This is a genomic window from Parabacteroides sp. PFB2-10, assembly GCF_029893085.1.
Classification (GTDB): domain Bacteria; phylum Bacteroidota; class Bacteroidia; order Bacteroidales; family Tannerellaceae; genus QVMG01.
Genome location: NZ_JARXWI010000032.1, coordinates 1 through 2875, shown reverse-complemented (window position 1 = coordinate 2875; position 2875 = coordinate 1). Strand labels below are relative to the sequence as shown.

The window sequence follows — 2875 nt, the reverse complement described above, 5'->3', positions numbered from 1 at the left end:
AGAAAAGTCACGGGCTATTAGTAACGCTCGGCTACATACATTACTGCACTTACACCTGCGTCCTATCAACGTCGTAGTCTACAACAACCCTTAAGGGAGATCTAATCTTGAGGCTGGCTTCGTACTTAGATGCTTTCAGCACTTATCCAATCCGAACGTAGATACCCGGCAATGCTCCTGGCGGAACAACCGGTAAACCAGAGGTTCGTCCAACACGGTCCTCTCGTACTAGTGTCAGAGCCACGCAAATCTCCTGCGCCCACGATAGATAGAGACCGAACTGTCTCACGACGTTCTGAACCCAGCTCGCGTGCCACTTTAATGGGCGAACAGCCCAACCCTTGGGACCTTCTCCAGCCCCAGGATGTGACGAGCCGACATCGAGGTGCCAAACCGCTCCGTCGATATGAGCTCTTGGGAGCGATCAGCCTGTTATCCCCGGAGTACCTTTTATCCTTTGAGCGATGGCCCTTCCATACGGAACCACCGGATCACTATGCTCTAGTTTCCTACCTGGTCGACTTGTCAGTCTCTCAGTCAAGCGCGCTTGTGCCATTACACTCTACGACCGGTTACCAATCGGCCTGAGCGCACCTTTAGAAGCCTCCGTTACACTTTTGGAGGCGACCACCCCAGTCAAACTACCCACCATACAGTGTCCTCACGATACGCGAGTTAGAACTCAGATAATAAAAGGGCCGTATTTCAACGATGACTCCACAAGTACTGGCGTACCTGCTTCGCAGTCTCCGGCCTATCCTACACATTCATTACCCAAATTCAATGTAAAGCTATAGTAAAGGTTCACGGGGTCTTTTCGTCCCATCGCGGGTAATCGGCATCTTCACCGATACTACAATTTCACCGAGCTCACGGTTGAGACAGTGCCCAGATCGTTACACCATTCGTGCAGGTCGGAACTTACCCGACAAGGAATTTCGCTACCTTAGGACCGTTATAGTTACGGCCGCCGTTTACTGGGGCTTCAATTCAATGCTTCTAGTTTCCTATGACATCTCCTCTTAACCTTCCAGCACCGGGCAGGTGTCAGGCTATATACATCTTCTTTAAAATTAGCATAGCCATGTGTTTTTGTTAAACAGTCGCCTGGGCCTATTCTCTGCGGCCTGTCATTCGACAGGCGTCCTTTATCCCGAAGTTACAGGACCATTTTGCCTAGTTCCTTAACCGTGAATCACTCGAGCGCCTTAGTATTCTCAACCCGACTACGTGTGTCCGTTTACGGTACGGGTACTTACATGATTAGCGTTTAGCGGATTTTCTTGGGAGCCTGATTACCTGCATTATCCGTTTGTGCCAGGCACGCACGGTACTGTAAAGTTTCAGCTCTGATTGCGGATTTGCCTACAATCATCAACGCCTACACCCTTCAACCACCTATTCCGTCAGGTGGCAGCAGTGTCACTTCTCCGTCCCCACATCACTCACATAAGTAGTACGGGAATATTAACCCGTTCAACCATCGGTATCGCCGTTCGGCTTAACCTTAGGACCCGACTAACCCTGATCCGATTAGCGTTGATCAGGAATCCTTAGTCTTTCGGCGGGAGGGTTTCTCGCCCTCCTTATCGTTACTTATACCTACATTTGCTTTTCCCGACGCTCCAGCAAGAGTTATCTCTTACCTTCAACGCCGACGGGAATGCTCCCCTACCACGTCTTACGACATCCATAGCTTCGGTAAACAGTTTATGCCCGAGTATTATCCACGCACGGTCACTCGACTAGTGAGCTGTTACGCACTCTTTAAATGAATGGCTGCTTCCAAGCCAACATCCTAGCTGTCATTGCGACCATACTTCGTTAGTTCAACTTAACTGTTATTTCGGGACCTTAGCTGATGGTCTGGATTCTTCTCCTCTCGGACATGGACCTTAGCACCCATGCCCTCACTCCCGGTCTAAAATTTATGCCCATTCGGAGTTTATCTGGACTTGATAGGCGGCGAAGCCCTCGCATCCAATCAGTCGCTCTACCTGACATAAATCAACGACCGAGGCTGCACCTAAATGCATTTCGGGGAGTACGAGCTATCTCCAAGTTTGATTAGCCTTTCACCCCTACCCACACGTCATCCGAAAGCTTTTCAACGCTTACCGGTTCGGTCCTCCAGTTAGTGTTACCTAACCTTCAACCTGCACATGGGTAGATCACTTGGTTTCGCGTCTACTCACAGTGACTAAGTCGCCCTGTTCAGGCTCGCTTTCACTTCGGCTGCGGACCTCTAAATCCTTAACCTTGCCACTGAAAGTAACTCGTAGGTTCATTATGCAAAAGGCACGCCGTCACATATTACTATGCTCCGACCGCTTGTAAGCAGACGGTTTCAGGGTCTATTTCACTCCTTTACTAAAGGTTCTTTTCACCTTTCCCTCACGGTACTGGTTCACTATCGGTCTCTCGGGAGTATTTAGCCTTACGGGATGGGCCCCGCAGATTCACACAGGATTTCACGTGTCCCGCGCTACTCAGGATACTACTAAGCTTCGTTAATGATACATATACGGGACTATCACCCCCTATGGTCGTTCTTTCCAAAACGTTCTATTTCACTAATGTCTTGCTATATCGTAGTCCTACAACCCCAATATTGCCTAAACAATATTGGTTTGGGCTGTTCCGCGTTCGCTCGCCACTACTTGCGGAATCACTTTTGTTTTCTTCTCCTATGGGTACTTAGATGTTTCAGTTCCCCACGTTCGCTCCTCTTACGAGGTGACTGGCCTTCAACCAGCCGGGTTGCCCCATTCGGATATCCATGGATCAAAGGTTATTTGCACCTCCCCACGGCTTTTCGCAGCTTATCACGTCCTTCTTCGCCTCCGAGAGCCAAGGCATCCACCGTCTGCCCTTA

The 2875-nt window shown here is 49.7% G+C and carries 1 rRNA gene; it reads right to left on the bottom strand.

Features of this window, described 5'->3' with window-relative positions:
* Positions 1-4: 4 nt before the first annotated feature.
* Positions 5-2875, bottom strand: a 23S ribosomal RNA gene (locus tag M2137_RS14770).